Source organism: Nonomuraea sp. NPDC049607, from assembly GCF_040675375.1.
In the GTDB taxonomy this organism is placed as follows: domain Bacteria; phylum Actinomycetota; class Actinomycetes; order Streptosporangiales; family Streptosporangiaceae; genus Nonomuraea.
This window is the reverse complement of sequence record NZ_JBFAOV010000014.1, coordinates 147,619-174,492: the sequence shown is the minus strand read 5'-3', so window position 1 is coordinate 174,492 and position 26,874 is coordinate 147,619. Positions and strand designations below refer to the sequence as shown.

Below are 26,874 nucleotides of genomic sequence, written 5' to 3'. Positions count from 1 at the left end.
ACCCGCGGGCACCCGGGCCCGACTGGCGATCACCAGTGGATCACAAGGAGGCACTGGTAGATCAGGGCGGATGAACGACGCTCTTCATCCGCTCAGCCGCAGAGAAGGCCCGTCCGAGGCGTCCGTGCCGCCCCAGCCCGAGCGGCCGGCGATCCCCCTCGACACCTCGTTGCCCGACGTGTGCGCGCGCCGGCCCGCGTGCCTGGCGCGGCACGTCCGGTCGGAAGGCGGGATGCGCCGGCTGCTGGGCGACCTGGCCGTCCAGTGGGGGATGTACGGGCTGCTGTGGGCGGCGGCCGGGATCTGGCTGATGGGGCCGTCCGCGCTCGCGCTCGCGGCGGGTCTGGCGATGCCGCCCACGTTGGTGTCGTTCGTGCTGCACCGCAGGTGGGGGCACCGGGGGTGGTGCTGGGTTCTGCGGTCGCTGGACCCGGACGAGGTCGCGCTGGTCCTCGCCTGGCTCCTCGGCCCGTTCCGGTGGCTCGAACCGGTCTTCTGGGTGGCGGTCTGGCCCTTCCGGCAGGTCCTGCGGTTGTTCGCCTGGATCGGGCGGGTTCTGTCCGCGTTGAGCGATCTGTAGCGGTTGCGTCCGCGGCTGCCCGGTGATTCGGTCATCCCTGAAGGGGATCTCCGGCGAGCTCTACCCTCCTGGGTTGAGCCGGATGTCCTCCTCGCGCCAGAGGTGGCCGCCGTACCCGACCGGCAGCGTTAGCAGGGTGAAACGTGCACTCATCATCACCGCCCTGGCCCTCGCCCTGGCCGGATGCGGCTCCACCCCGCCGCAGCGCCTGACGATCCCGAAGCCGACGGGCCCGCATCCGGTGGGGACCGTCTCGGTCCACCTGGTCGACCAGTCCCGCCCGGACCCCTGGAACGGCTCCGGCAGGAAGCGGGAGCTGATGGTCAGCCTGTGGTACCCGGCCAGAGACGCACAGGCCCACCCGGTCGCCCCCTGGATGCCGAAGGCGGCGGCGGACCGGTACCTGAAGATGAACGACCTGGAGCCGGGCTCGGTGCTGCTGGACAGGACCGACGGCCACGAGGGCGCGCCCGCCGACACGAGCCTGGGCAGACTGCCGGTCGTCCTGTACTCGCCGGGCGCCAACGCCTCGCGCGCGTACGGGACCGGCGTCGCCGAGGAGCTGGCCAGCCGGGGTTACGCGGTGGTCACCGTCGATCATCCCTATGACGCGGCGGTGGTGGAGTTCCCCGGCGGCCGGGTGGAGGCGGGCCCCGAGGTGACCGACTTCGCCAAGGCCGTCGACGTCCGGGTGGCCGACGTGCGTTTCGTCCTGGACAGCCTGCCCGCCCTGGAGGACAAGCTGCCCGGACGGAACGGCAGGCCGCTCTTCGACCTCGAACGGATCGGCATGTTCGGGCACTCCCTCGGCGGCGCGGCCACCTCCTCCGCCATGTACGCCGACCCGCGGATCAAGGCCGGGCTCGGCCTGGACGGCGCCGTCTTCGGCAAGGTCGCGCAGTCCGGCCTCGACCGGCCGTACATGGTGGTCGACACCGACGGCAAGGGCGGCATGGCCACCAATCCGACGTTGCGCACCTTCTGGGATGGGTTGCGGGGCTGGCGGCTCAACGTGACCGTCAAGGGGGCGGCGCACAACTCCTTCGGCGACGACGTCCTGCTCATCCCCTTGTCGGCCGGGCCGCTGGGGCTGGGGAAGGAGCAGTTGGAGGAGGTCGTCGGCACGATCCCGGCCGCGCGGGCGCTGGCCTTCCAGCGCGCCTACCCGCTCGCCTTCTTCGAGGAGACCCTGCGCGGCCGTCCGCAGGCGTTGCTGCGGGGACCGTCAGCCGCCTTCCCCGAAGTCTCCTACCGCCGCTGACGGCGCCCGCCCGCCGGCCGTGACGACGCCGCCCTCGTAGGCGGCGATGACGAGTTGCGCCCGGTCGTGCGCGGCGAGCTTGGCCAGCAGGCTGCGGACATGGGTCTTGACCGTCGCCTGCCCGATGCCGAGCCGCTCGGCGATCTGCGGGTTGGTCAGCCCGCGAGCCACCAGCAGCAGCACCTCCCGCTCCCGGCCGGACAGCCGGGTCAGCCCCGCCGCCAGCCGGGCCGGGATCCCGGCGGGCTCACGCCGGGCGAACTCCCCGATCAGCCGCGTGGTGACCGACGGGGCCAGCAGCGCCTGCCCCTCCCCCACCACGCGCAGCGCCTCCAGCAGGTCGCCCGGCCGGGTGTCCTTCAACAGGAAGCCGCTGGCTCCGGCCCGCAACGCCCCGTAGACGTACTCGTCGAGATCGAAGGTGGTCAGCATCACCACCCGCGTCCCGGCGGTCACCGGGTCGGCGCGGATCAGCTCGGTGGCCTTGATGCCGTCGAGGCCGGGCATGCGGACGTCCATGAGCACCAGGTCGGGACGCAGGCCGCGGGCCAGCTCCACGGCCTGCCGCCCTGTTCCGGCCTCGCCGACGGTCTCCAGGTCGGGGGCGGTGTCGATCAGCCTGCGCAGCCCGGCGCGCAGCAGCGCCTGGTCGTCGGCGACCAGCACCGTCAACGTGCTCATCGCTCGCCCGCCCTGGAGCCGCCGGGCAACGGCAGCCTCGCCCGGACGGCGAAGCCGCCCGCGGGCTCGGGTCCGGCCGAGAACGTCCCGCCGTACAGGATCACCCGCTCCCGCAGCCCCGCCAGCCCGTGGCCCCCCTGACGCGGCACGCCCCCGCGGCCGTCGTCGACGACCTCGACCACCAGCTCGCCCGCCGCCCGGACGCCGACGGCCACCCGGCAGCGGCCCGGCCCGGCGTGCTTGAGCACGTTGGTCAGCGACTCCTGCACGAGACGATGGACGACGAGGGCCGCCTCGCCGTCGAGCGTGAGGCCGGGATCGACGTCGAGCTCCACCCGTACGTCGCCGTCCGGGATCGCCGCGACCAGCTCGCGCAGCGAGTCCGGCAGGTGCGGCGGGCCGCCTTGATCCCCCGAGGCGTCGCGGAGCAGGCCGAGGAGGTCGCGCAGGTCGGCCAGCGCCTTCCGGCTGGTCTCCTCGATGATCGACAGGGCCTCGCCGGCCTCCTCGGGGTGCGTGGCGGCGACGTGGTTGGCTATGCCGGCCCGCATGGAGATCAGGGCCATGCTGTGGGCGACGACGTCGTGCACGTCACGAGCCATGCGCAGCCGTTCCGCCGTGGCCGCGGCCTGCGCCGACCGCGCGACGGCCTGTGCCGCGGACGCGCGCTGCTCCCGTACGGCGAGCCCGATCGTCCACGCCAGAGCGAGCACCGGCCAGGCGAACGCGCACGCCGAGGCCGCCTCCGCCCACGAGGGCGAGCCGACCGCGGCCCCGGCGGCGGTCACCGCAAGCGCGGCCACCAGCGCCGCCACCGCCGTCCGGCGCGCTTCCAGCAGCGCCACCGCGTGCAGCGCCACCGCCAACGGCACGAACGCCTCCTCCCACCCGGCGAGCGGCGCGAGCACCGCCGCCACCAGGACCAGCGCGCAGACCGGCACCGGCCACCGGCGCCGCAACGCCGGCGGCAGGCAGGCCAGCGCGACCACCGGCACGACCGCGTACGGCGGCACCCGGGCGGACTCCGGCACCAGCACCGCCGCCGCCGAGAACCCGGCGGCCAGGGCGACGGCCGCGAACGCGTCGACGGCGACCCAGTGTCCCGGTCGCAGCCTGCGCACGATCAAGGGACGCCGTTCGGCCATGCGCCCACCCTAGAACCCGCGGCGCCACGACGTACCGGGGGGCGCGTGGCAGAAGGGCCCTACGATCGGGGTTCGTGGACGATCAGGTGAGAACCCGCGTTGCGGCGTACGCGATCGCCGTGCAGGACGATCGGCTGCTGCCGGCTCGGTCGTCGGAGGCCTCGCCCGTCTTCACGCCAGGTCTGTGGCACCTGCCCGGCGGCGGGATCGATCCCGGCGGGTACGTCGTGGAGGAGCGCGCCGAGTTCTTCAGCTGGACGGGACGCAGCCGTGACGACGGCACGTCCTTCTACGGCCGCGACTTCCCCGCCGAACCCCAGACCAGGGCCGACGCCGACGCCTGGCGCGCGGCGGGCTCCCCGTCGAGCTGGGAGATCCGCTCGTCGGACCGCACCAGGACGATCACGTCCAAGGCCGGCCCCTGGACGGAGGACGCCCCGGACGCCCGGAGCGGCGGCGTGTTCGACATCGGCGGCCTCGGTCACTTCACCTACCAGGAGCTGCAGAACCTGCCCACCGATCCGGAGGGCCTGCGCAAGCTCCTGTGCGAGGGCTGGACTACTTGGCGATCGTGGAGTCGGGCTGGACCGACGCCGTTCCCGCCCCTCCCGAGTAGCCGGGCGGCCGGAGCTCGGGGACTTCACCCCGAGCCCGGCGGCGCCAGCAGGTCACGCACGATGACGCCGAGCCCGATGGCCCGCAGCATGCCCAGGAAGGCGTCGGCGTGGAGGAGACGGGCCTGGTGGATCGGCTGCTCACCGAGCTGTTCGTCCAGGGAGACCAGCAGCGCGCGCGGGTAGCGCCGGTAGACCGTGCGCAGGGGGGCGCCGTACTCCCGGATGCTGCGTTCCCAGTGCCCGGGGTCGGGGTGCGGGGCCGGCCACTGCTCGACGAACAGCGCCACCGCGCGGGCCACGTCTGGGGCATCGGCGGCGGCATCGCCGGCGCCCCGGTGAAGGCACCGGCCTTGACTCTCATCAGCAGTGGGCGGGCCGGGGGCCCTACCGGCGAGTGAGCACGTCGAGCCGCCGATCGATCGGGCGAAAGGCCGCGTCTCGTGATCGCGTCCGGTATCGGACATCGTCCCCGGGTGGCGCGCGACGGGGCGCGGGGCACAGAAGTGATACTCCGTCCCTTCGAAGGAAAGGGAAGTCCGTGATCACATCAGCCAGACGGCTCGCCATCGTCTCGGCCTTCGCCCTGGCCGTGGCGTCCGTGCCCGCGTCGTCCGCCTATGCGATGAGCTCATGGGTCTGCGCCAGCGGCTCCCGTACCTACCTGGGGGACGTCGTCGGCTACCACATCCTGGGTTCCGGCTGCACGGGGGCAGGGTCGGGACCCGGCTCGATCACCATCCCGGGGGGCACCTACAACTGCGCGGTCATCAACCCGACACCCCAGCTGGGCATCGTCAGCGGCCTGAACTGCTGATCCCCCCTGCAAGCGCCGGCGGCATTGACCGATTCGCCGTCTCCGCTGCTCGCTGCGGACGTTGCCGCCGGTGTACTTGCACGTGAAGGTCAAGGGGCGCTCGCGCCGACCGGTGCTACGACGGCACCGCCGACCCCAGAGGCGTCACCCTGTTCCGGCCATGGCGGGAACACGCACGTCAACGGCCACCGCCTGGACGCTGCAGTATGTGCAGGCTCAGCACCTCGCGTCCGCCGGGCCGGCGATGCGCACGCGGGCCAGGTCCTCTCCGGTGAGGACGATCCGCACGATGCCCTTGCTCGTGATCGCGTCCGCGGTCGTCACGACCACAGTCAACTCAGAACCTGATCGACGGTGGCCTCGACCTGCGTGTTCCCGCTCAGGCCGGAACGGGGTGACGATCCCGGGCCCGGCGGGATGAACTGGCTCCGACCACCGGTACGCACGGGCTTCGCCACATGGATGGGCCCCTCGTGAAAGGAACGACCGGCATGATCAAAGTGCTCCTTCGGACCGGAGCGGCGGCACTCGCCTCAGCGACCGTCCTGTCTCTGGTCGCCGCGTCCCCGGCGGCTGCGGGCAGCGCCTGGAACGGCTGCAACTCGGGCAACGTCTGCCTCTACGGCGGCGACCCCGTCCCGAGCTACTTGAAGTACCAGACCCCTGGGGTGGTCCCGGACGGGAAGGCGTTCTGGGTGATCGTCAACAACGGAAACCCCTACCCGGGCGCCGACCACGTGCGCTTCCAGTGGCGCTTCCAGGGCGCTTCGACCTGGTACTCGAAGTGCCTGCACTACCGGCCCGACGGCGGCTCCGCACTCGACCTGCGCGACGGGGCGGTGGGCGGGGGTCCGGCGTCCCCGCGTGGCGCTGCTGCCGTGGGCCACGGCGATGGGCCTGCTGGTCGGCCCGGTCGCGGTCCTGGACTTCGACCACCGGCACGTGCTGCCCGTCATCCCCGTCGCCTGCCTGGCCGCCGCCCTCGCCTTCCGCCAGGGCGCTACGGCCTCGCTCGTCCGGCTCACCACCGGTCCCAGTGCAGCACCTCCTCGCGGGGAATGCGGGGAGCGGGCCTGAAGTCGGTGCCGAGCGTGAAGGCCAGCGGGATGAACGCCGCCAGCATGACCTCCTCGTACGGCACGCCGAGCACCCCGGCCAGCTCCCGTTCGAGCGGCGCCTGCGCGGTCGTCCACACGGTGCCGAGGCCGCGCGCCCGCGCGGCCAGCATGAAGCTCCACACCGCGGGCAGGATCGACCCCCACGTGCCCGCCTGCTCGGCCACCGGCCGGCGGTCGGTGCGGCCCTCCACGCCGGGGATGACGAACGCCGGCACCCGGTGAACGTTGGCGGCCAGATGCCGCAGGCCGTCGAAGACCCGCTCGGTGGAGCCGGCGTGGTAGCTCATGCGCCACAGGTCACGCTCGCTCAACGGCTGCCCCGCGGCCACGGCCAGCGCGCGCCGGAAGACGTCGGCCACGGCCCGGCGCTGCCCGGCCTCGGTCACGACCATGAAGTGCCAGCGCTGCCGGTTACGCCCGGTGGGTGCCTGGACGGCCAGGTCCACGCACTGCTCGATCAGCTCGCGAGGAACCGGCCGGGTGAAGTCCAGGCGCTTGCGGACGGCGCGGGTGGTGCTCAGCAGTTCGTCAGGGGTGAGGTTCAGCGTCACGACGGATCTCCTTGTCAGACGGCGGGAACGGGTGCGGGACGTCGTTCGACCGGGAACGTATGCCTGCAAATCATCTGCTGTCAAACGATTGGTAGTCAGATGAATGCGGTGTAGGCTCCTGACCGGAGCGAAAAGGAGATCGATGGCCCCCACGACCAAGAACCCCGGCCGCACGCGGGCGACGTACTTCCCGCGACTGGCGGCCGAGCGGCTGGACATCGCGCTGTGCCGGGCCTCGGCCGCCGTGGCCCGCGCCGCGGACGCCCACGCCGGCGAGGAAGGGCTCGGCGTCGGCCAGCACCTCGTGCTCCAGATGCTCGACGCCGTCGGCCCGTGCTCCCAGCAGACGCTCAGCGAAGAGCTGCGCATCGACCGCAGCGTCATGGTCAGCGTCTGCGACGACCTCGAACAGCAGGGCCTCGTACGCAGGGAGCGCAACCCCCGCGACCGCCGCTCCTACGCCGTCACCCTCACCGACCTGGGCCGACGGCGGCTGGCCCAGGCGCAGACGTCGATCCCGGCCTTCCTCGAAGACACCTTCCAACCCCTCACACCCGACGAACGCCACCAATTGAGCACGCTCCTCGGCAAACTCCTGGGAACCGGCACCTGACGGCCTTCACCCGGGTGCGGAGTTTGTCCCTGACCCCCACGGGCAGGTCGCCCTCACGGCGTGAGGTGCCGTCGGTGCACCGCATCGAGAGGGAGGGGGACCCCATGCCACTCGTCAACGTGAAGGTGATCGAGGGCGTGTTCAGCGCCACGCAGAAGGCCGAGATGGTGGCGAAGCTGACCGACGCGATCGTCGCCATCGAGGGGGAGCACATGCGCCCCCTGACCGTGGTCGTCGTCGAGGAGATCAAGGACGGCGACTGGGGTGTCGGCGGGAAGCCTGTGACGGCCGCGGAGGTCAAGGCGCTGGCCTCGGGCACGCGATCAGGATGACGCCCCTCAGCCGGTAGGCGTCACCGGTTCGGTGCGCGGCTCGTAACTGCCGCCGGACAGCCGGGCACCAGCGAAGGGCGTGCGTTTGAGGTCATGGTACGAGTCTGCGGGGGAAGATCGTGAGGCAGTGGCAGCCCTGCTGATATGCGGGAAGTTCCTGCCATACTTTGTGATCACCGGCCCGCCGGGCCCCCAGACGAAAGGGCGAGATGAGCGCACGATCGGCCCGACGGCCTCCTGCCGTCCGCATGGACGGGACCTCGGCGACGACCAGCCCGGCAGGCGCGTCCGCCCGAAGTGGAAGGTCGTCGTGACGGAGGGGGTCGACGTACCGGACCGGCGCGGCCGTACCGGCCTGGACCAGGCGGGACGCGACCTGACCGGCAACCCCCGGGTACGCGTGCGCGACGTGCGGCTGCTGGCCTGCAACTGGTACGTGCTGCGTGCCACCACCTTCGACTACCAGCACGCCGACGGCCACTGGAGCACCCAGCAGCGGGAGACCTACGACCGCGGCAACGGCGCGACCGTCCTGCTCTACGACCCCGCCCGCCGCACCGTCCTGCTGACCCGGCAGTTCCGCTACCCCGCCTACGTCAACGGACATCCCGACGGGATGCTCCTGGAGACCGCGGCCGGCCTGCTGGACGACGAAGCGCCGGAGGCGGCGATCCGGCGCGAGGCCGCCGAGGAGACCGGCCACACCGTCGGCGAGGTCGAACGGGTCTTCTCCGTCTACATGAGCCCGGGATCGGTCACCGAACGCCTGCACTTCTACGCCGCGCCGTACAGTGCCGCGACCCGCACCGCACAGGGTGGCGGGGTCGCCGAGGAAGGCGAGGACATCGAGGTCGTCGAGCTCGACTTCGACCACGCCCTCGACCTGATCAGGGACGGGGAGATCGCCGACGCCAAGACCATCATGCTGCTGCAGTGGGCGGCCCTGAACGGCCCCTTCTCCCCCGCCGCCGGCGGACTGTGAACCCTCGCCGAGCCGGGCGTCAGGGGATATGGCGGTAGGCAGCCGGTTGACCTGTGAGACGACATCTCGTCACGGACGATTTCGAGCCGAGTTCGTTCAGACCTACTTGTCGACGAGACGGGCAGGTGCTGTGCAGACGTGAGCCGAGGACACCGACGCCCCCCTGACCCGGCTCTGAGCGTCGATCATTCGGCGGGGCAGACTGTGCCCGGTTCTGGAAGTGTCAGGTCGGTCAGGTACCTGGTGGCGTGCCGGATCGGGCACTTCTTGCCTGACAGGTACATGACGTGACCGGGTCCGTCATAGGCGATGGCCACCGATCCCGGGATCATGTTGGTGAAGCTCTTGGTCGAGGTGTGGTCGAACCACGTGGTGCCCACCCCCAGGAAGGGCGGCAGACCCCGCGTGAGCAGCGGGCGGGATGGATTGGCGACCGGCAGTGGCCAGCCTGTGCAGCCGAGCGCGTCGATGGCCGCTCCCGCGTACTCAGGTGCGATCTTCCGCGCTCTCCTGCGGAAGTCCTCAAGCTGGGCATAGCTGGTGTATCCGCGGTCGTCCCCGCAGCTCATCACCTGTGCCCCGGGCGTTGCCGAATACCGCGCGTTGAAGAGCGCCTGATCGGCGAACCCTGACCCGTCCCCGCTCCGCGCCTTGTCCACCGCGGCCGCGAAGGTCAGCCAGTTGGCGTTCTCCGGCCCTGGGGCGAGGGGGAGGGTGGATGTCAACAGCCATCCGGTGAGCTTCCCCTTGCCGTACTGGGATGAGGTGACCGAAATCGGATGGCGGTCGGCATACCGCAGGAGCCTGCGCCACACCGCCTCGGCGTCCTGGCCATGCAGCGCGCAGGCGGGAGTCTCCGCGCACCAGTCGGCGAACCTGGTGAACATCCGCTGCATGACCGGCAGGCTCAGCAGCCGCTGCGCGGGCCAGCCCTCGGTCTGATTGTTCACTCCATCGAGGTACATGGCCCGGATGCGCTGGGGAAACAACCGGGCATAAGCGGCGGCCGCGGACCCGCCGATGCCGCTGGCCATGAAGCTCAGCCGCTCTTCGCCCAGCGCCTTACGGATCGCCTCGGTGTCCCTGGCGATCGACAGAGCATCCAGGTGCGCGAACAGCCCCGTCGTGTCCGCCTTCTGACACTCCTCGAACGCGTCGTTCATCGCCGCGGCCAGCGCCGCGAGCTCCTTCGCGTCGCGCGGATCGTGCAGGGAAACCCCTGGCTGCGTGCATGCCTGGGGCATGTGTGCGATCCACGTGGTGGTACGCGTGTTGTAGCCGACCAGATCGAACGTGCGTCGCAGCTCGGTGAGATCCGCCGCGGAACGGGTCAGGTCCTGGATCCCATAACCGCTGGAGATGCCCAGGACGCTGCCGAGCCGGCGTGGCGGCTCAGTGGCCGGCAACCGGGCCAGCTCCAGCGTGATCTTCCGTCCCTGCGGCTTCGCCCAGTCCACGGGGACATCGATCGCAGCGCACTGCATGCCCGCGGGTACGCCCTCGCTCTCGCAGTCCTGCCATCTCAGCGGTCCGTCATTCCCGGCAGCCGACGCCGCCGGGGCCATCCCGATCAGCACCGCCGCGGCTACGGCGATGACCGGCCACCTGCTCCCACGGCGTTCGCCGCCGTGGCGCTCACCAGGGTTCCGCGCGTGTATCGTGATCATGATCCCAGCGTGCCGTCGCGGGCGGCCGACTTCTTCCTGCCTTGAGACGGTTCCAGCAGAGGCGATCCAGGACCCCGGTCCTAGTCTGCAGGGTGACCCAAGGCCACGTAGACGGTGATCGCGGCTCGCGCGAGAGCCCGAAGCGGCTGGACGGCTTCGGGCACGTCGCGAGCGCCTTTACGTTGTAGATCACTTCTGCCGTCCAGCCGACCCCTACTCCATACTTCGACGGTCGACATATGGTCGAACCGTGATCGGTATGACGGAGGCGACGTACTTCATCCTCGTCGCCTTGATGCAGGAACCGCTCCACGGATACGGGATCATCAAACGGGCCCGGACGCAGTCGCTCGGCGAGGTCGACCTCGCCGTCGGCACTCTGTACAGCGCGCTCGACCGGCTCTCCGAGACCGGCTGGGTGCGGCTGGACCGCGAGGAGACCGTCAACGGGCGTCCACGACGCTACTACCGGATCACCGACGACGGCGTGCACGCCGTCCGCGCCCAGGCGGCCCGGTTCCAGCGCGCCGCCGCACTCGTCCTGCGGCCGAACGGGGTGCCGAGCGCATGAACCATGTTCTCGAACTGCGGTACCGCCGCCTTCTGCGCGCCTATCCGAAGGAGTACCGGGCCGAGCACGGCGAGGAGCTGATCGGCACGCTGCTGGAGGCGGCCCCGCCCGGGGCCCGTCGGCCGTCGCTCCGCGAGACGCTGCATCTCCTCGCCGGCGGGTTCACCGCACGCGTCCTGGCCGCCCGCGCGTCCGGAGTGCCGTCGTGGCGCGACGGCCTGCACCTCGGCGCGCTCGTCGTGGCGCTGGTGACCTTCGCGCAGCTTCCCGTTCTCCCGTACTTCATCTTCAAGACGTGGACCGCGCTGGGGATCGTCCTGATGGTGGCGCTGGTGCGGGGTTGGATGCGGGTCGCGGCCTGCCTCGCGACCTTCGCCGCGCTGTGGACCAGCCAGCCCATGATCCCGGGGCTCATCCCGGCGCTCGACCTCGGCCCCCTGTACGGCGACCTCGCGCCGGTCGCGCCCTACTGGGTGGTCGCGGCCGCGTCGGCGGTGCTCGCCGTGCGACGGGCGGGCGCGGACCGCGGGTCCGGGAGGGCCCGACGGTGGGGCGCGACGATGCCCGCCCGGTCGGCCCGGTGGCTGCTCGTCCCGCTGGGCGCTGGCGTCCGCCGTGTACCTGTTACCCGGCCTGCTCTACCTGGCCGAGAACCTGCTGGTGACCGGCGCCCGCGGCTTCCTGTACTGGAGCGTGCTCACCGCTCTGGTCGTGGCCTCCTTGGTCGCCGCGCGCCGGGTGCACGCCAAGGTGTGACCGCTCCGGCAAGCCGGGCGCGCGGACTCGTCGGTGGAGCGCCGGACCATCTCGCGCTGGTGGTCTATCCGGCGCGAACTCTCCCGCTGGTGGTCGTCGAACGGCCTCTGCTCACTCCTTCCTCGGCGGGTCACGTCGCCTGAAGCCGGGCTGGTTCGGAACGTCGCCGGGGCGCTAGTCACGTCCGTATATCCGGATCCGGAAGTTCCACTGTCTGGAGTTGTCCGACAGATCGGGATCGTTGACCCCGAACAGCAGCCGGACGGGCAGGGCGTCGGTCCAGAGCAGGCATCCTCCGAACGCCGTCGCCTGCATGGGAGCGCCCACCCACCCGACCGGGTTGTTGTTGAAGCGCAGGACGGGCGAGAACTCGAACAGGTCGGGGTACGGCCAGCCGGAGGCGGCGGCCAGTCTGTCGGTGCCGTTGGGACCGTGGTCGGCGAAGAAGTAGTCCATGCGCGCCCGGCTCGCGTAGTCGGGTTCGAGGCGCAGGACGTCCCCCTGCCGCAGGAAGTTGCCCGGCGTGGCCCCCGCCGGGAAGCTGCCGAAACTGCCGTTGCCGGCGACCGCCAAGGAGGTGTCGGCCCGGTCCCGAGGCCCGGTCGCCGGCAGGTTGCGGCTGCACCTGTCCATGGGACCGGTGGTCGGGGCGGACGCCTTCCAGATCAGCACATGGAAGGTCCAGGCGCCGCGGTTGTCGCCGGGGCCGGGGTCGTTCACGCCGAAGGAGAACCTGGCCGGGGCGTTGTCCTGGAAGACCGTGCACCGGTTGAACGCCGTCGCCTGCTGCCCGTCGCTCGTCCAGCCTGCGGGGTTGTTGTTGAAGCGCAGCACGGCCGAGTACTGGGCCAGGCCGGGGTAGGGCCACCCCTGCGGCGCGACCTGCCCGTTGCCGTCGGGGCCGACGGTCCCGCCCTCCCAGCTGTCGGGGTCCACGCGTGAACTCAGGTCCGGAACGATCTGGAACACGTCACCCGGGTCGATGATGTTGCCCGGGTCGCGGCCCACGGGAACCCCGCCGCCGCCGTTGCCCCAGACGATCAGATGGGGGATGTCGTGGTTGGCGATCTGGCCCCCGGCGCACCGGCGCATCGCGTCGGCGGGGCCGGCGTGGGCGGGGGCCGCCGTCATCACCGTCAGCGTGGTCGTGAAGAGCAGCGCGGCTCCCGCCAGGCGTGCGCCGAGACGGGCCGTTCCTCGCTTCATACGGGCTCCTTTCGTACGGGACGCCCTCACTGTCCCGCCGGTCAGCCATGCCGATGAATACGAAGAAGTGCGTACTTCTCATTCGTTGTGCCAGATGGTAATCGTTCATGCACAATGCGTCCATGACGTCTTTGTTCAGGGGGGACGGCCGACGCATTCACGACCTGGCGATGGACATCCTCACCACGAGGGAGCCGGTCCGGGTCTGGCCCCTGCTGATGGAACGGCTGACGAAGGACCTGCCCGGAGACCTGGCCGTCCTCATCGACCTGGACTGGGCGGCGGGCACCGGGCACGCGCTGACCGGTTCGCCCGACTGGCTGCACCAGGCGCCGCTGGACGCCCTCATCCGTTCCCACATGCGCGCGCACCCTCTGCTGCGCCACTACGCCCGCACCGGGGACCGCACGCCGCTGGCCATGGACGACGTCGCCGACGGCCGCTGGTGGAACAGCGAGGCCTACCGCGCCGGCCGGGCGGCGATCGGCATCGACCGCCAGCTTGCCCTGCCATTGGACTCGCCGCCCGGCCAGGTCCGCGGCGTCATCATGAGCCGCGACGGCACCGGCTACAGCGAACGGGACCTCGAATACGCCGGGCTCGCGCGTTCGCTCCTCGACACGGTCGAGGCGCACGAGAGGGCCGTCTTCCGCCTGCCCGCGCTCGCCGACCCGGCCGAGTACCGGATCACCCTGCGGGAGATGGCGGTCCTGGCGCTGCTGAACGAAGGGCTGACCGCGTACGCCATCGGCCGCCGGCTCACCATCAAGGAGGCGACGGTGAACAAGCACAAGGAGAACCTCTATCGCAAGCTCGGCGTGCACGACCGGGTGAGTGCGCTGCGCAAGGCCCGCTCGCTCGACCTCCTCCCGCCGGACGCCTGAGGGGGCACTCGCCCGTCAGCAGGAGGCGCGATCACCGTCGTGCCGTCCCACTGGGTTCCGGAGCCCGGGACGAGGGGCCGGAGAGGCTGCTTCCACGCACGTTCTCCGTCCGGGGAAGCAGCCCCGTCGGGTCAGTCGGTCGGGTGGTCCGTCGCGGGGTTCTCGTCGAGGCGCCGGCACTCCCCGAAGACGGCGAACGCCTCGGCGGCGGCCGGCAGCGAGGCGATGACGAGACGGCGTGCGTGCCGCAGCTCGATCCTTCCTCCTACTTGGTTCCCCAGCCGGGCGAATGGCAGGCCGGACCGTTCGGGCCGGTGGTGCACGGCTGGCTACCGGTCGCGTGGGCCGGCAGGGATACTGCCCCCACGAAGGCGGCGGCCAGCAGTGCGGCGGTGAGTGCGGGACGAAGACGGGTCAACATGGACTCCTGCGGTGAGGTCGCGGCGTACGCGAGGTGCGGGTCCTGCATCTGCGGCGGCCACCGGATGCCCCGATGATCTCCGAGGCCGCACTGCCGATTGTCGACCGGTCACCAGGGGCCGGGCTCCTCCCACAGGGCGGTCATCGCGGCCAGAGGGAGGACCCGGCCCCCGCCGGACGGAGGACGGCCCTCGCTCGCACCACTCCCGGCGAGCCCCTCACCGCGACCGGAGGCGGGCCCGCCCGGCTCCGGCCGCCTCCGCGGCGGCGACTCCGGCGCCCCGTCGAGGAGTGACCGCACGACCGGCAGCGTGTAGCGCCGGCTGTGCTCCCCGTGGGCGAAGGCCAGCGCGGCGGCCCGCTCCGCCTCGTCGAGGATCTCCCGGAGGATCTCGGCGGACGTGCCGCGCGCGCACTGCTCGGCCGCGAGCCGGGTGGCGAGCACCTCCAGCGAGCCGCGCACGTCGTAGAGCTCGTTCACGTCGCGCACCGTCAGCGAGGCGACCACCGCGCCGCGGCGGGGCACTCGACGACGAACGCTGGCTGCGCGGGCATCCGGATCTCACCGCCGCCGAGGCGCTGGAGGTCGTCCGGCCGACGCGGGCGTACGAGGCTCGGGCGGCCGCCGGGTCGGCGCCGGGCCTGCGGCGGCTCAGGGCGCCCGTCACCCCGGGCGAGCCACTCGAATTCATCAGGGAGAGCGCGCGTCGCCTGCGCGAGCTCGTCGCGGCCCTCCCGCCGTCACCCACAGAGAGCGAAGCACGCACATGAGCGACACCCTGGACGAGATGACCGCCACGTACCCCACCCTGAGCCTGCGCGAGCGCGACCGCCGCTGGGCCTCGATCCGGGCGCTGCGAGGCCGCCTGCGCGGCGTTCGTCGGCCAGGCGCGCGAGGGCGCGAACGAGCACGAGATCGCCGCCGCCTCCTTCCAGGCGGTCATCGCCGGTGGCGGCTGGATGCGCTGGCCGTTCATGCTGGAGCGCGCGGGACGGTCCGGCTTCGCCTGGAACATCCCCGAATGGTTTGGCATGGGCGGCGCCCCGCACGTGCTCCGGCGTGGCGACACCATCGCGGCGGAGATCTTCGCGTTCTACGGGGGCATGGAGTCGCAGCAGCAGATCGACGTGTGCGTCGGCGAGCCCGACGCGCTGCTGCGGGAGCTGGAGGAGGTCTGCCGGGAGTCCTACGAGGTGGACCCGGCGCTGTCGCACCTGGAGAGACTGCCGGGCGGCATGGGACTCGACGGCGACTTCGAGATCACCGAGGGCCACGCCTTCGCGTTCGAGCCCAACGCGCTGCGGGACGGCAAGCGCGTGTGCATCGGCGGCACCGTGCTGCTGACGGCGTCCGGCCCGGAGGAGCTCAACACCATCCCGAACCGGCTGAACGTGGTCGACTGACAGCGCCGGAGCGTCCGGCCTCGATTCGGAGGCCGGACGCCGCCGGTCCTGTCGCGTCAAGGACGCAGGGCGGGCACGAGCCGCCAGTCACGCTGGAACACCAGGTTGTGCAGGTCGGCGGTGGCGATCGCCCGCAGGACGGGGACCAGCTCCGCCGCCTGCCCGGCGTCGGTGACGTTGAGCGGCCACTCCCCCACGGTGGCTCCCCGCAGGTGCGGGTGGTGGAAACCGGCGCCGTAGTGGGCGATCAGCGTGATCGGCGCGACGGCCGCCGCCCGCTGCTCCGGCCACGACAACGACCAGGTGGCGAAGCTGCCGCCCGCGGCGTCGTCCTGCGCGCCGGTGGCCTCGACGGTGCCGGAGCCCAGCAGGAGGTGCCGGTCGAACTCGGCCAGCACCTGCCGCGCGGGCGCGTCGAGGAGGGTGACGGCCTGCCGGAAGGCGTCCTGCTTGCCCTGCCGGGTGGCGTGCCCGGCGTGGGTGCCGTCGCGCAGGTCGGCGAAGTGGCGGACGAGAGCCTCAAGCGGGGCGGGCGGAACGTCGAGCTTCATCGGAGGTCCTTTCGCCGGTCGGACGGGGTGAGCCCGCGCAGGGCACGGGCGAGCAGAGGGAGAAGGGGACGGTCGGGGCGCAGCACGTCGCCGTGGACGGCCCCCGGCGGGCGCAGGAGCCGTACCGGGACGCCGTCCTCGCGCAGCCGGTGCGCGTACGCCTCGACGTCGTCGTGCACGGGGTCCTCGCGCCCGACGGCGAGGACGGCGGGCGCGACCCCGGCCAGGGTGGGCGCCTCCCAGTGCGTCGCGTACAGGCGGGTGCCGTCGGCGTCGCGGACGGCGGCCGGCCGGTCGCCGCGCCAGGCGCGCCAGGCCCGGCGCAGCGGCTCCGCCTGCGGGAACGCGGCGGGCGACCGGTGGTAGGACGGGCCCGCGCAGTCGGGATCGAACGGCGGGTAGGCCAGCACCTGCGCGGCCAGCGGCAGGCCGCGGTCCCGGGCGGCCAGGGCGGCGCCGGCGGCGAGCGTGCCGCCCGCGCTGTCGCCGCCCACCGCGAGCGGCATCCCGGCCGCCTGGCGGTGGGCCCAGCCGAGGGCGGAGAGCACGTCCCGCACGGCGTCGGGGTGGCGGTGACGCGGCGCGAGCCGGTAGTCGACGCTGATCACCGACCAGCCGGACCGTTCGGCGAGAGCCTCGGTGGCGTGGTGCCACGCGGCGGCCGAGCCGCGCTGCCAGCTGCCTCCATGCGCCCAGACCAGCAGCCCGGCGGGCGGACGGCCCTGCAGCAGATGGACCCGGACCGGCACGGGAGGCGAGCCGGGCAGGACGAGCCTCGACCAGGACGACTCCCGGAGCTCGGCGCGGACGACCGGGCCGCTGCCGCCGGCGGCGTCGGTCACGGGGGCCGCCGGGCCGGTGAGCTGAAGATCCATGATGTGCTCCGTGACGACAGGGGAAGGGCGGGTCAGGCGTGCGCGCGGTCGCGCCGGCCGCGCAGGAAGAGCGCCGCGACGAGCACGCCGAGCAGGACGAGGGCGGCGTTGACCGCGATCGCGACGGTGACGCCGTCCAGGACGGCCGCGCCGGTCACGGCCCCGGCCGTCACGGCGGTGACGATCGCGGACATGATCGGGGTGCCCATGGTGATGCCGATCTGCTGGGACATCGAGGCCAGCCCGGTGGCCAGGCCCTGCTCGCGGTCGGGCAGGCCGGTGGTGGCGGTGACCATGAAGCCGACGATGACCAGCATGTTGCCCACGCCGCCCAGGAAGGTGGCCGGCAGCAGCAGCCCCATCGAGGCCGAGGTGCCGCCGAGGAGCAGCAGGGCGGCGGTGCTGACCGCCTGCAACAGCCCGCCGCCGACCAGCACGGTCACGGTCGAGGTACGGCTGATCGCCCTCGGGGCGAGCAGGCCGCCGGCCACGGTGCCCAGACCGAGCACGCCGAAGGACAGCCCGGCGGCCAGGGCGGTGAAGCCGAGGGTCTTCTGCAGGTAGAGCGTGAGCAGGTACACCAGGGACGTCTCGGTGACGAAGGCGAGCAGGCCGATCAGGTTGCCCCAGGCCACGGTCGGCTTGCGCATGACGTGCAGCGGCACGAGGGGCTGGGCGGAGCGGCGTTCGACCAGGTAGAACAGGCCGAGCAGGACGGCGCCGGCCAGCAGCCCGGTCAGGGCCAGGGGGTGGGTCCAGCCGCGCTCGCCGGCCTGCGTCAGGCCGTAGACGACGCCGAGCAGCCCGAGGGTCACGCTGAGCGCGCCGGGCAGGTCGATCCGGGGACGTTCGGCGGGCCGGGACTCGGCGATGACGGCGGGCGCGACGAGGAGCACGGCGAGGGCGACGGGCACGTTGATGAAGAACGCCCAGCGCCAGGAGAGCAGGTCGGTCAGGACGCCGCCGAGCACGGCCCCCGCGGTGAACCCGGCGGACATGAGGGCTCCGTTGAGGCCCAGCGCCTTCTGTCGCAGCGGCCCTTCAGGGAAGGACGTGGTGAGCAGGGCGAGCCCGGCCGGGGTGGCGGCGGCGGTCGCGAGGCCCTGGGCGATCCGGGCCGCGATGAGGATCTCGGGGGTGGGGGCGAGCCCGCCGGCCAGCGAGGCCGCGCCGAGGAGCGCCAGGCTGCCGAGGAAGATGCGCTTGCGGCCGATCAGGTCACCGATGCGGCCGAAGAAGAGGGTGAAGCCGGCCGCGCTGAGGGCGAAGGCGGTGGCGATCCACTGGAGGCCGCCCAGGGAGAAGCCGAGGTCGTCGCCGATGGCGGGCAGGGCCACGTTCAGGATCGAGAAGTCGACGGCCAGCATGAACTGGGCGACCAGGAGCACCGCGAGGACGAGGCGCAGGCGGCCGGTCAGGTGTCGTGGCGGTGTCTGCCGGGCGGATGCCGGCAGGGGTGTGGTGGTGGTCATGGCAGGGCTTTCTCTCGGGCGCGCCGGTCGGCACGCCGCCGTAAACGGTTCCGTGGTTCCGTTAAGATGAGAGGAGAGTAGCACCACAATCCGCGTTAAGGGAACTGTGGTGCCGATAAGAGGTCTGCGAGAAGGAGTGCGTCATGGCCGCCGTTCCACCGCCCGGTGCCGTCCGTCCTGGTGGGCGTACCGCCCGGGTCCGCGAGGCCGTCCTCCAGGCCGCCGGCGACACGCTGGCCGAGAAGGGCTTCTCCGGGCTCGACCTCGGCGACATCGCCCGCCTGGCGGACGTCGGGAAGACCACCGTCTACCGGCGCTGGGGCACGCCCGGCGCGCTCGCCGCCGACCTGCTCAAGGACATGGCCGAAACCTCACTCCCCCGCGCCCGCAACGGCAGCGTGGCGGAGGACCTGCGCGACAACGCCCGGCTGGTCGTCAAGACCCTCACCGACCCCCGCCAGGGGCGCCTGTTCAAGGCGCTGATCGCCGCCTCGCTCTGCGACGAGGAGGCCGCGCGGGCGTTGCACCGCTTCTACGCCGTCCGCATCGAGGAGTGGTCCGGGTGCGTCACCGACGCGATCGGGCGCGGCGAACTGCCGTCCGGCGCCGACCCGCGCCGGGTGATCGCCGCTGTCTCCGCGCCCCTGTACTACGCCCTGCTCAACACCGGGGAGGCCCTCGACGAGGCCGCCGCCGACCGGGCCGCCGCGGCGGCGCTGGCGGCGGCCCGCGCCGGAGCCCTCTGACCCGCGGCGGCTGCGCCCCTCCCGCGCCCGGCCCGGTCAGAAAGGAACGCGCCTCAGCGCGGGGCGGCGAGGACGCAGAAGTCGTTGCCCTCCGGGTCGGCGAGGACGATCCACGGGACGTCGCCCTGGCCGACGTCCGCGGGCGTCGCGCCGAGCGCCCGCAGCCGGGCCACCTCGGCCGCCTGGTCGTCGCCGCGGTACGGCAGCAGGTCGAGGTGGATCCGGTTCCACACGGTCTTCTCACCGGGCGTCGTGCGCAGGAACTCCAGGTACGGCCCGACCCCCTGGGGTGAGCGCAGCCGCGCGTGGTCGTCGGTCACCTCGTGCACGGTCCAGGCGGCCGCCTCGCCCCAGAACCGGGCCATGGCCCGCGGGTCCGCGCAGTCGACCACCACCGCGGCGATCGGGCCGGTGTCCCGGTAGATCTCCCGGGGCTCCAGCACGCAGAACACGTTGCCCTCCGGATCGGCCAGAACCGTCCACGGGACGTCGCCCTGGCCGACGTCGGCGGGCCGCGCGCCCAGCTCCTTCAGGCGCGCGACCAGCTCCGCCTGATGGGCCTCGGAGGTGGTGGCGAGGTCGAGGTGCAGGCGGTACCGCACCGTCTCGGGGTCGGGGACGGCGACGAGGTCGACGCAGACGGCGGCCGGGTCGGGCCAGGAGAAGCCCACGGGTTCCACGTTGGTCACACCGGGGCCCTCGCTGGAGAGTCCCCAGCCGAGCGCCTGCGCCCAGAACCGGCCGAGCGCCGCGTCGTCCCGAGCCTTGACATTCACCTGAACAAGCCGCAACCCCATGCGGCTCACCCTATGCCCGACGACTCAACCCGGATGAACCACGGCAACCCGGGACGCGCGGGTCGCGACGACGGCGGCCGCCGTGGCCATGAACACGCAGAGCGGCGTGTAGAGGAACAGGTTCAGCCAGTAGAACGGGGTCGCGGTGTCCGCCCCGATGCCGAGGATCCAGACCAGGCCGGCCACCGCGCGCACCAGGGTCCCGGCGGCGACGGCTCCCGTGACCAGACGGGCGGGCAGACCGCCCCGGCCCCGGGAGCAGGCGAGCACCGCCGCCGCCCCGGTGCCGAGCACGACGACGAGCGGCACCAGGACGCGGGCGGTGAAGGGCACCTCGAAGTTCAGCACCGCCAGGGAGAGTGATCCGACGTCCCGGGCGGGCCAGGTCCGGCCGGTCAGCCAGTACAGGTGGGCGGTGGCGTCGGCGAGCAGGACGGAGGCGGTCAGGGCGCCGAGGCGTGAGGTCTTCATTCCCGGCAAGAGTCGGCGAATCCGGCAATGGTTCCATGGAACCTTTCGCGCCTCGCCCGCCTCTGGATGGACATGAGCTGGCCTGTTTCCGACCTGGACCCCGTACGGCGCCTGCGCGCGCTGGCCGCGGCCATCCCCGGGGCGTCCGTCGCCGAACGCGTCATCCCCGCACCCCTCGCGACGGTCTGGGCCGTCGTCAGCGACCTGGAGAAGGAGTTCGGCGCCTTCGAGCCCGACATGCGGCACATCACCGTCGAGCCCGCGCGTCCGGACGGCCGCCTCGTGGCCAGGGCCCGCAGCCGGTACGGCATGCGCGCCCGGTTCGACGTCGATTTGCGGCCGGGCTGGTGCTGGATGCAGAGCCGGTTCCTGCTCGTCGGTGTCGCCGCGACGGCCGTGCCGGAGGGGACCCTGGTCGCGCAGACGGGCGGGGTCCGCGTCCCGGGCCGCGCCGCGCTGCTGCCCTGGGGTGTGCGGTCGGCCGGGGAAAGGGCGCTGGCCAGGCTCGCGGCCCGGGTCGCCGGGAACCGGTCATGACGGCCGCCCTGGTGGCCGCCGCCCAGCGGGGCGACACGATGGCCATGAACGACCTGCTCGCCGAGCTGACGCCGTACCTGGGCCGGATCTGCGGGCCCATCGCGCTGGACAGCGGGCCCGACGCCGTCCAGGAGGCCCTCATCGCGATCTTCCGGCATCTGCGCGACCTGCGTGAACCCGAGGCCCTGCTCGGCTGGGCCCGGGCGATCGCCGTGCGGGAGGCCGTCAGGATCGCCCGGCGCGACGGCCGCGCCAGTCCTGCGGAGCTGGCCGAACTGCCCTCGCCGCACGACGTCGAACGCGCCGTGGACGTCCGGGACGTCCTGGAGCGCCTGTCGCCGGAGCACCGGGCGGTGCTGGTGCTGCGCGACCTGGAGGGGGTGCCGGAGGAGGTCGCGGCGCGGATGTTGCGGGTCCCCTCAGGGACGGTCAAGTCGCGGCTGCATCGGGCGCGGTCGAGCTTCCGCCGGGCCTGGCAGGGCTGAGCTCGACGCGCCGCCGGGATCGGGGGGCGGGCGCCACCGGTCACGGCCGTCCGCGGAACACCGTGTCACCGGGGCTTCTGGACGTCGAGCACCGTGTCACCGGGGCTTCTGGACGCGGAACGCCGTGTCACCGGGGCTTCCGGATGTGGAACTCGTTGTCGTCCGGGTCGAACATCAGGAGCCGGCCGCCGTCGTCCTCGCCGGAGGCGCGCTTCGCCCCGAGCGCGATCAGGCGGTCGACCTCCGCCTCCCAGTCGGCGTCGGCGGGCAGCGCCAGCTCGAACGACAGCCGGTTCGTGCCCGTCTTCGGCGCCACGGGAGGGCCGCCCCAGGTGAGCTTCGTGCCGCCGTCCGGCGACTGGATCGCGGTCTCCTGGTCCTGGTCCCAGACCAGCGGCCAGTCCAGCGCCGCGCTCCAGAAGTAGCCGACCTCCTGGGTGCCGTCGCCGGCCAGCGCTCCGATGACGCCGGTGCCGGCGAGGAACCTGTTGCCCGCCTCGATGACGCAGAACTCGTTGCCGTCCGGATCGGCGAGCACGACATGCCCCTCTTCCGGGAGCTGGCCCACGTCGATGTGCTTCCCGCCGAGTTCCAGGGCCCGGGCCACCGTCCGCTGCTGGTGCTCCGGGGAGGTGCTCGTCAGGTCGAAGTGCGCCCGGTTCTGGCCGATCTTCGGCTCTTGACTGGGCAGGAATCGCACGCGGAACCCGGCGGGGTCGGGAGGCAGGATCGCGCTGTCACCGTCAGGACCGTCGGCCTGCTCCCATCCCAGCAGCCCGGACCAGAACCTCGCCAGATCCGCGGGACGGGTCGCGTTGAAGCAGATCGCGAACAGGTGACTGGTCATGCCGCACGCACCTCCTGATCCGCCGACGGCGCCGCGCCCTCGGCGCGCACAGCCTAGGCGGGGCCGTGCGGCACCGCATCCGAGTTTCCGGCGAGCCCCTTTACAATGTAGATCATTTGCTGCGCCGACAGGCCGTCCCCGTGCCGGGCGGGGTTCCTACCGCCAAAGTTGACGATCTTCTCAACCCATGGGCTGACGCCACCGTCATGCCGCGGGTCCTACCGTCTTGGCAGCTCTCGGCATCGCCGTGTCCCGGGCCGTCCCGGGGTCCCGTCATGCCTCCGATCAGGGCCGCAACCGAGGAGCACCCGTGAGAAGACGTTGGAACGCGGCACTCGCGAGCGTGCTCGCGTTGTGCTTTCTGACCGTTCCGTCCAGGGCCGACGCCGGTCCGGCCGGGCGGGCCGCGCCCGAGCCGGGGCCGCACGTGACCGAGACCGAGGCGGCGGCCGAGGCCGCGCGCGGCGGCCGGCCCGTCGAGGTGCTCGGGCTGCGCGGCGAGGCCCGCGAGGTGTACGCCCAGCCGGACGGCGGCTTCGTCGCGACCGAGCACCTGTTCCCCGTCCGCACGCTCAAGGACGGCGCCTGGGTGCCGGTCGACACCACCCTGGTCAAGGCGGACGACGGCTCGGTACGCCCGGTGGCCTCGCCTGTGGGCGTACGGCTGTCGGGCGGCGGCGACGACGCGATGCTGGCGATGACCAGGGCGGGCCGGACCATGTCGCTCACCTGGCCGGGGACGCTGCCCGCGCCCGAGCTCCAGGGCGACACGGCGCTGTACCGCGGCGTGCTCGGCCCGGACGTGGACCTGCGCGTGCAGGTGACCGCGAGGGGCGCCTCGCACGTCCTGGTCGTCAGGACCCCGGCCGCGGCCCGCGATCCCCGGCTGCGGCGGCTGCGGTTCGGGCTGGTCACGCCCGGCCTGCGGGTGTCGGCCGACGCGCGGGGCCGCCAGTCGGTGACCGACGCGGCCGGCGGCGGCGAGCTGTTCACGGCCGCGCCGCCGCGCATGTGGGACTCCAGCGCTCCCGCCGGGCTGCTGGCCAGGTCCGGAGCGGTCGACGACGGCCTGCGCGCCGCCTCGGCCACCGCGCCGGGCGACACCTCCAAGGTGGCCGTGATGCCCGCCGCCACCGGTGACGGCGCGCTGACCCTCACGCCGGACCAGGGCATGCTCACCTCGCCCGGAACGGTCTTCCCGGTCTACATCGACCCGGTGTGGTACTCCCCCGGCGAATCGGCCAACCTCATGGTCTCCAGCGGCGGATGGGAGGACTACGGGTTCAAGGAGGAGGGCATGGGCCGCTGCCCGATCAGCCTGCCGCCCGCGGGCGCGTACTGCGGCAGCTCGTTCGTCAAGCGGCTGTTCTACCGGATGCCGACCAGCCGGTTCTCCGGCAAGCAGATCATCTCGGCGGAGTTCTCCGTCAAGGAGACGTTCGCGCCCTCCTGCGACGGCCGTTCGGTGCACATCTACCGGGCCACCGGGTTCGGCACCACGTCCACCTGGAACTCCACGAAGGACAACTGGGCCGACTACCTGACCTACCGGGACGTGGCCAAGGGCCGTACCGGCTGCCCGGCGGGCGACGTGGTGTTCAACGTGCTGAGCGCGGTCAAGGCCGCCGCGTCGAAGGGCTGGTCGGCCACCACGTTCGGGCTGCGGGCCGGCCACGAGGACGACGAGTACGGCTGGAAGCGCTTCGACGGCGACGCCGTCCTGCGCGTGTACTACAACACCCCGCCCCCGCAGCCGAAGATGAGCCAGCTCCGTTCCAGTCCCGGCGGCCCGTGCGCGGTGTACGGCAAGCCCACGGCGGTCAACCGCATCCCGATGATCTACGCGGACAACCTGACCGACGCCGACAACAGCGGCACCGAGGGCGAGAAGCTGAGCGCCGAGTTCGCGGTGGTGTGGACGGACGCGCAGGGCGTGGAGAAGAACTGGCACACGACGACGCCGAAGAAGCAGTCGGCCGCCGGCTCGAAGAAGTCGTCGTTCTCGGTGCAGATCCCGTCCGGGCTGATCCCGGTCGGCGCCGGGTTCAGCTACATGGTGCGCACCTACGACGGCGCGGCGTGGAGCCCGTGGAGCTGGGCGGGCTCGGCGACCGCCTGCTACCTGCGCTACGACCCGACCGCGCCGCGCACGCCGCAGGTCAGCTCGTCGGAGTACCCGGCGCTCAACCCCGACGACCCCGACGCGGTCGCCCGCGACGGCGTCGGCCGGTACGGCGGCTTCTCCCTCGCCTTCGACCCCGAGGTCGTCAAGTTCGCCTACGCGCTCAACACCACGCCGGACCCCGCCTCGGCCCAGGCGCGTACCGCCAACCCGCAGGTCGTCCGGCAGGCGCCCACCAGAGCGGGGATCAACACCCTGTACGTGACCGTGTGGGACGCCGCCGGCAACTTCTCCATCGGCGACCACAGCTTCTGGGTCAGCGAGGGCGCGCCCGAGCAGGTCAGGCTCAAGCTCGACGAACCGGCGGGCGCGACCGCGCTGACCGGTGAGACGCCGGGCGTGGCGGCGCTGACCGGGGCCGGCGCGACGCTCGGCGCCGAGGGCCGGACCGGCCGCGGCCTGCGGTTCGACGGCCTGGGCGGCGGTTACGCGGCGACCTCCGTCCCGCTGGTGCGCACCCGTGAGGGCTTCACGGTCTCGGCGTGGGTGCGGCTGCGCAGGAACGACGGCTACTACAACGTGCTGGCGCAGGACGCGATCACCCAGAGCGGGTTCCAGCTCGGCGTGGACCCGGCCCCCAACGGCTGGGTGTTCAAGACGCCGGCCGGCGACGTGCGCGGCGGCAGCGGCCCGTGGACCAGGGCCGGCGCGCCCGTCCTGCCCGAGCTGGACACCTGGACCCACCTGACGGGCGTCTACGACGCCACGGCCAAGGTGCTGCGCCTGTACGTCAACGGCACCCGGGTCGCCGAGACCCCGGTGACGTCGGTGCTGGATGCCCAGGGCGCCTTCCAGCTCGGCCGCAGCCTGTACGACGGCGGCTACGCCAACTGGTGGCCGGGCGACGTGGACGAGGTCGCCGTGCTGCGCAGGGCCGTGTCCGACGAGGAGGCCGCGGGCCTGGCGGCCGGGACCGTGCCGCAGGGCGCGGCGGCGGTGTGGCGGATGGAGGAGCCGGCCGGCGGCTCGCGCGTCTACGGCGAGAGCGCCCCGCCGACGGCGGCGGCGTCCGGCCTGACCCTGGGCGTGCCCGGCCAGGTCGGCACGGCCGCCCAGTTCAACGGCTCCACCGGCTACGCGGCCACGGCCGGCCCGGTCGTGGACACCGGCGGCACGTACTCCGTCTCGGCGTGGGTGCGGCTGCCCGCCACGCTGCCCGCCAAGGACGTCACCATGGTCAGCCAGGACGGGATCACCCAGAGCGGCTTCTACCTGAAATACCGGGCGAGCACCAACAAGTGGGGCTTCATGGTCACCGCGGCCGACGCGACGTCCCCCACCACGGCGACGGTCTACTCGGCCGCCGCGGCGGTCCCCGGCCAGTGGACGCACCTGGTCGCCGTGCACGACGCGGTCTCCAGGAAGCTGCGCCTGCTCGTCAACGGCGTCGACAGCGGCAGCGTGGACATGGCCGAGCCCTGGCGCTCCACCGGCGGCCTGCAACTCGGCCGGGCCAGGTGGAACGGCGTGATGGGCGACTACTGGCCGGGCGCGCTCGACGACGTGCGGCTGTTCGACCGGGTCGTCTCGGCCGAGGAGGCCAGGACGTTGTTCACCGTCAAGTCCGACGTGTCCGGACGCTGGCGGGTCAACCAGGCATCCGGGACGCCGCCGGTCAGCGCGGACTCCGCGCCGGCCGCGGCCGGGCACCCGCTGACGCTGTCGGGCGGCGCGCGGATCGTGACCGACCCGGGGCTGAGCGTCGTCACGCCGCCGTCCGGGCAGGTGGCGGGGGCGCTCGACCTGCCGGGCGGCGACGGCGACTACGCCTCGGCGTCCGGGGCCGTGGTGGACACCGCCGCGAGCTTCACCGTGGCGGCCTGGGCGCAGACGGCGGGCGTGCCGGCCAGGTCGATGACCGTGCTGAGCCTGGGCGGCGCCGCCAACAGCGCGATCACCGTCCGCTTCGACGCCGCCAAGGGCCGCTACGTCCTGGACGTCCCGAACAAGGACGGCACGGGCGCCAGCGTGGCGACGGTCGAGCACTCCTCCTTCCACCAGAGCGGGTTCGGCGACTGGGACCACCTGGCCGTGGTCTTCGACGGCTTCGACAGCCGGGTCTCGCTCTACGTCAACGGCGTGCTGGAGGCCGCGGCGGAGGCGCCGACGGTCTCCTACCGGGAGGGCACCCGCGTCTTCGCCCCGATCTCCTCGCTGCAACTGGGCCGGGCCAGGAGCGGCGGCGCGTACCCGGCGGGACAGAACTGGGCCGGCCAGATCGACGACGTGTGGGTGCTGCGCGGCGCGGCGACCGACGACGAGGTCGCCTACCTGGCCAATCCGACCGAGATCGACGAGCTGTGAGGGAG

29 protein-coding genes and 1 pseudogene are annotated in these 26,874 nt (G+C 72.7%); 15 read left to right on the top strand and 15 right to left on the bottom strand.

Translation table 11 applies throughout. The features are described from left to right. Positions 1-70: 70 nt before the first annotated feature. Complete coding sequence (locus tag AB0J97_RS26965; protein ID WP_364093058.1) at positions 71-580, top strand: hypothetical protein; 510 nt, start codon at positions 71-73, stop codon at positions 578-580. Between the two features lie 136 nt (positions 581-716). Further along, entirely contained in the window at positions 717-1,841 is a 1,125-nt protein-coding gene (locus tag AB0J97_RS26960; RefSeq protein ID WP_364093056.1) for a lipase, read from the top strand. On the opposite strand, the gene AB0J97_RS26955 is transcribed toward AB0J97_RS26960, so the two are convergent. From AB0J97_RS26955 to AB0J97_RS26940, 4 genes are all read right to left on the bottom strand, one after another. Beyond that, a complete protein-coding gene (locus tag AB0J97_RS26955) occupies positions 1,806-2,522 on the bottom strand; it encodes a response regulator transcription factor (RefSeq protein ID WP_364093053.1) in 717 nt (238 codons plus the stop codon). The genes AB0J97_RS26960 and AB0J97_RS26955 overlap by 36 nt on opposite strands. After that, positions 2,519-3,667: a histidine kinase gene (locus AB0J97_RS26950; protein ID WP_364093050.1), complete on the bottom strand. Its 1,149-nt coding sequence runs from the start codon at positions 3,665-3,667 to the stop codon at positions 2,519-2,521. Before AB0J97_RS26950 ends, AB0J97_RS26955 begins: the two co-directional genes overlap by 4 nt. Positions 3,668-3,956: 289 nt before the next feature. Further along, complete coding sequence (locus AB0J97_RS26945) at positions 3,957-4,136, bottom strand: hypothetical protein (protein WP_364093047.1); 180 nt, start codon at positions 4,134-4,136, stop codon at positions 3,957-3,959. Between the two features lie 171 nt (positions 4,137-4,307). After that, a complete protein-coding gene (locus tag AB0J97_RS26940) occupies positions 4,308-4,583 on the bottom strand; it encodes a hypothetical protein (RefSeq protein WP_364093044.1) in 276 nt (91 codons plus the stop codon). 239 nt (positions 4,584-4,822) lie between these two features. Here AB0J97_RS26940 and AB0J97_RS26935 point away from each other — a divergent pair, with 239 nt between their 5' ends. Both AB0J97_RS26935 and AB0J97_RS26930 read left to right on the top strand, forming a co-directional pair. Next, positions 4,823-5,098, top strand: a complete 276-nt coding sequence (locus AB0J97_RS26935; protein WP_357701883.1) for a hypothetical protein — start codon at positions 4,823-4,825, stop codon at positions 5,096-5,098. Between the two features lie 864 nt (positions 5,099-5,962). Beyond that, positions 5,963-6,175, top strand: coding sequence for a hypothetical protein (locus tag AB0J97_RS26930; protein WP_364093040.1), 213 nt, complete (start codon positions 5,963-5,965; stop codon positions 6,173-6,175). Here the strand turns inward: AB0J97_RS26930 and AB0J97_RS26925 are convergent. Next, entirely contained in the window at positions 6,120-6,767 is a 648-nt protein-coding gene (locus AB0J97_RS26925; RefSeq protein ID WP_364093038.1) for a nitroreductase family protein, read from the bottom strand. The two genes, AB0J97_RS26930 and AB0J97_RS26925, sit on opposite strands and share 56 nt — an antisense overlap. A gap of 142 nt (positions 6,768-6,909) precedes the next feature. Here AB0J97_RS26925 and AB0J97_RS26920 point away from each other — a divergent pair, with 142 nt between their 5' ends. The 3 genes from AB0J97_RS26920 to AB0J97_RS26910 all read left to right on the top strand — a co-directional run bounded on the left by AB0J97_RS26920 (position 6,910) and on the right by AB0J97_RS26910 (position 8,694). Further along, positions 6,910-7,380, top strand: coding sequence for a MarR family winged helix-turn-helix transcriptional regulator (locus AB0J97_RS26920; protein WP_364093035.1), 471 nt, complete (start codon positions 6,910-6,912; stop codon positions 7,378-7,380). Between the two features lie 104 nt (positions 7,381-7,484). Further along, positions 7,485-7,712, top strand: a complete 228-nt coding sequence (locus AB0J97_RS26915) for a 4-oxalocrotonate tautomerase family protein (RefSeq protein ID WP_357701873.1) — start codon at positions 7,485-7,487, stop codon at positions 7,710-7,712. A gap of 310 nt (positions 7,713-8,022) precedes the next feature. Then, positions 8,023-8,694 (top strand): NUDIX domain-containing protein, encoded by a 672-nt coding sequence (locus tag AB0J97_RS26910; RefSeq protein ID WP_364093031.1) that lies wholly within the window; start codon positions 8,023-8,025, stop codon positions 8,692-8,694. A gap of 185 nt (positions 8,695-8,879) precedes the next feature. Here the strand turns inward: AB0J97_RS26910 and AB0J97_RS26905 are convergent, their stop codons facing one another. Further along, positions 8,880-10,361 carry an alpha/beta fold hydrolase gene (locus AB0J97_RS26905; protein WP_364093028.1) on the bottom strand — a complete coding sequence of 494 codons (1,482 nt, stop codon included), beginning with the start codon at positions 10,359-10,361 and terminating at the stop codon, positions 8,880-8,882. Between the two features lie 259 nt (positions 10,362-10,620). Between AB0J97_RS26905 and AB0J97_RS26900 the strand changes: the two genes are divergently transcribed. Further along, positions 10,621-10,932: a PadR family transcriptional regulator gene (locus AB0J97_RS26900; RefSeq protein ID WP_364093289.1), complete on the top strand. Its 312-nt coding sequence runs from the start codon at positions 10,621-10,623 to the stop codon at positions 10,930-10,932. After that, a complete protein-coding gene (locus AB0J97_RS26895; protein WP_364093025.1) occupies positions 10,929-11,831 on the top strand; it encodes a hypothetical protein in 903 nt (300 codons plus the stop codon). The genes AB0J97_RS26900 and AB0J97_RS26895 overlap by 4 nt, the downstream gene beginning before the upstream one ends. A 31-nt stretch (positions 11,832-11,862) precedes the next feature. On the opposite strand, the gene AB0J97_RS26890 is transcribed toward AB0J97_RS26895, so the two are convergent. After that, entirely contained in the window at positions 11,863-12,894 is a 1,032-nt protein-coding gene (locus AB0J97_RS26890) for a hypothetical protein (RefSeq protein ID WP_364093022.1), read from the bottom strand. A gap of 122 nt (positions 12,895-13,016) precedes the next feature. On the opposite strand from AB0J97_RS26890, the gene AB0J97_RS26885 reads away from it, so the two are divergent. Continuing rightward, positions 13,017-13,778 carry a helix-turn-helix domain-containing protein gene (locus AB0J97_RS26885; RefSeq protein ID WP_364093019.1) on the top strand — a complete coding sequence of 254 codons (762 nt, stop codon included), beginning with the start codon at positions 13,017-13,019 and terminating at the stop codon, positions 13,776-13,778. Positions 13,779-13,909: 131 nt separating this feature from the next. Here AB0J97_RS26885 and AB0J97_RS26880 read toward each other — a convergent pair whose 3' ends face one another. Both AB0J97_RS26880 and AB0J97_RS26875 read right to left on the bottom strand, forming a co-directional pair. Continuing rightward, entirely contained in the window at positions 13,910-14,101 is a 192-nt protein-coding gene (locus AB0J97_RS26880; protein ID WP_364093016.1) for a hypothetical protein, read from the bottom strand. 206 nt (positions 14,102-14,307) lie between these two features. Beyond that, positions 14,308-14,724, bottom strand: coding sequence for a hypothetical protein (locus AB0J97_RS26875; protein ID WP_364093013.1), 417 nt, complete (start codon positions 14,722-14,724; stop codon positions 14,308-14,310). A gap of 341 nt (positions 14,725-15,065) precedes the next feature. Here AB0J97_RS26875 and AB0J97_RS26870 point away from each other — a divergent pair. Continuing rightward, positions 15,066-15,602, top strand: a pseudogene (locus AB0J97_RS26870) (hypothetical protein); the annotation flags it as partial. A gap of 56 nt (positions 15,603-15,658) precedes the next feature. Here the strand turns inward: AB0J97_RS26870 and AB0J97_RS26865 are convergent. From AB0J97_RS26865 to AB0J97_RS26855, 3 genes are read right to left on the bottom strand one after another with little or no spacing between them, the layout of a single operon-like run. Then, positions 15,659-16,153, bottom strand: a complete 495-nt coding sequence (locus AB0J97_RS26865) for a hypothetical protein (protein ID WP_364093010.1) — start codon at positions 16,151-16,153, stop codon at positions 15,659-15,661. Beyond that, positions 16,150-17,028, bottom strand: coding sequence for an alpha/beta hydrolase fold domain-containing protein (locus AB0J97_RS26860; RefSeq protein ID WP_364093007.1), 879 nt, complete (start codon positions 17,026-17,028; stop codon positions 16,150-16,152). The genes AB0J97_RS26865 and AB0J97_RS26860 overlap by 4 nt, the downstream gene beginning before the upstream one ends. 32 nt (positions 17,029-17,060) lie before the next feature. Further along, positions 17,061-18,500 (bottom strand): MFS transporter, encoded by a 1,440-nt coding sequence (locus AB0J97_RS26855; protein WP_364093004.1) that lies wholly within the window; start codon positions 18,498-18,500, stop codon positions 17,061-17,063. A gap of 143 nt (positions 18,501-18,643) precedes the next feature. Here AB0J97_RS26855 and AB0J97_RS26850 point away from each other — a divergent pair, with 143 nt between their 5' ends. Then, positions 18,644-19,246: a TetR/AcrR family transcriptional regulator C-terminal ligand-binding domain-containing protein gene (locus tag AB0J97_RS26850; protein WP_357701825.1), complete on the top strand. Its 603-nt coding sequence runs from the start codon at positions 18,644-18,646 to the stop codon at positions 19,244-19,246. Positions 19,247-19,299: 53 nt separating this feature from the next. Here the strand turns inward: AB0J97_RS26850 and AB0J97_RS26845 are convergent, their stop codons facing one another. Together AB0J97_RS26845 and AB0J97_RS26840 are read right to left on the bottom strand one after the other, a co-directional pair. Continuing rightward, positions 19,300-20,043: a VOC family protein gene (locus AB0J97_RS26845; RefSeq protein ID WP_364093000.1), complete on the bottom strand. Its 744-nt coding sequence runs from the start codon at positions 20,041-20,043 to the stop codon at positions 19,300-19,302. A 24-nt stretch (positions 20,044-20,067) separates the two neighbouring features. Next, the gene (locus AB0J97_RS26840) at positions 20,068-20,514 is read right to left on the bottom strand and encodes a DUF3995 domain-containing protein (RefSeq protein ID WP_364092997.1); all 447 of its coding nucleotides are present in this window, start codon (positions 20,512-20,514) and stop codon (positions 20,068-20,070) included. Between the two features lie 72 nt (positions 20,515-20,586). Between AB0J97_RS26840 and AB0J97_RS26835 the strand changes: the two genes are divergently transcribed. After that, positions 20,587-21,051, top strand: a complete 465-nt coding sequence (locus AB0J97_RS26835) for a hypothetical protein (RefSeq protein WP_364092994.1) — start codon at positions 20,587-20,589, stop codon at positions 21,049-21,051. Then, on the top strand, positions 21,048-21,536 hold the full coding sequence (locus AB0J97_RS26830; RefSeq protein ID WP_364092991.1) for a sigma-70 family RNA polymerase sigma factor: 489 nt from the start codon (positions 21,048-21,050) through the stop codon (positions 21,534-21,536). Before AB0J97_RS26835 ends, AB0J97_RS26830 begins: the two co-directional genes overlap by 4 nt. Before the next feature lie 127 nt (positions 21,537-21,663). Here the strand turns inward: AB0J97_RS26830 and AB0J97_RS26825 are convergent, their stop codons facing one another. Further along, positions 21,664-22,383 carry a VOC family protein gene (locus AB0J97_RS26825; protein WP_364092989.1) on the bottom strand — a complete coding sequence of 240 codons (720 nt, stop codon included), beginning with the start codon at positions 22,381-22,383 and terminating at the stop codon, positions 21,664-21,666. Positions 22,384-22,693: 310 nt separating this feature from the next. Between AB0J97_RS26825 and AB0J97_RS26820 the strand changes: the two genes are divergently transcribed. Next, the gene (locus tag AB0J97_RS26820) at positions 22,694-26,869 is read left to right on the top strand and encodes a LamG-like jellyroll fold domain-containing protein (RefSeq protein WP_364092987.1); all 4,176 of its coding nucleotides are present in this window, start codon (positions 22,694-22,696) and stop codon (positions 26,867-26,869) included. Positions 26,870-26,874: the final 5 nt, after the last annotated feature.